The organism is Alloyangia mangrovi (assembly GCF_002300555.2).
In the GTDB taxonomy this organism is placed as follows: domain Bacteria; phylum Pseudomonadota; class Alphaproteobacteria; order Rhodobacterales; family Rhodobacteraceae; genus Salipiger; species Salipiger mangrovi.
In genome coordinates, this window is record NZ_NTHN02000149.1 from 1 (window position 1) to 639 (window position 639).

Sequence of the window (639 nt, forward strand, 5' to 3'; positions counted from 1 at the left end):
CGCGGTGGTGCCGATGAGGCTCTTGAGGGTCTCGGCGCTGTCGATGCCGGGCACCTCGATGAGGATGCGGTCCGCGCCCTGGCGCAGGATGGTGGGCTCGCGGGTGCCCGCTTCGTCGATGCGGCGGCGGATGATCTCGAGGCTCTGCGCGACGACGCGGTCGGCCATCTGGGCGCGGCCGGCCTCGGTGTAGCGGATCACCAGCGTGCCGTTCTCGTCCAGCGCCTCGATGTCGGACTGGCCCGCGCCCGAGAGCGTGCCGACGGGGGTGGCGAAGCCGCGTGCGGCCTGCTGGGCGGCGGCCATGCCCTGCGGTTCGGAGATCGAGATGCGCAGCTCGCCCGTCGGGGCATCGAGCCGGCGGATGTTTCCGACCTGCGCGTGCAGCTCGCGCAGCGCGTCGCGCATGTCGGGCCAGAGCGCGTCCATGCGCTGGCGCGCAACGCCGTCGATGTCGACCTCGGCCAGCAGATGCGCGCCGCCGCGCAGGTCGAGCCCGAGGTTCACGAGGCTCGACGAAAGCCAGCTCGGCCAGCTCGTGTCCTCGGGCGGGGGTGCGGTGGTGCTCGACGCGCTCTGCGCGACGAGGTCGTTGTGCTGCTCGACGCGGGAATAGAAGGCGTTCGGCAGGGCGAGCCA

1 pseudogene is annotated in these 639 nt (G+C 72.5%); it reads right to left on the minus strand.

From position 1 onward, the window contains the following. Window positions 1-639 (minus strand): annotated as a pseudogene (locus tag CLG85_RS27165) (protein translocase subunit SecD); the annotation flags it as partial.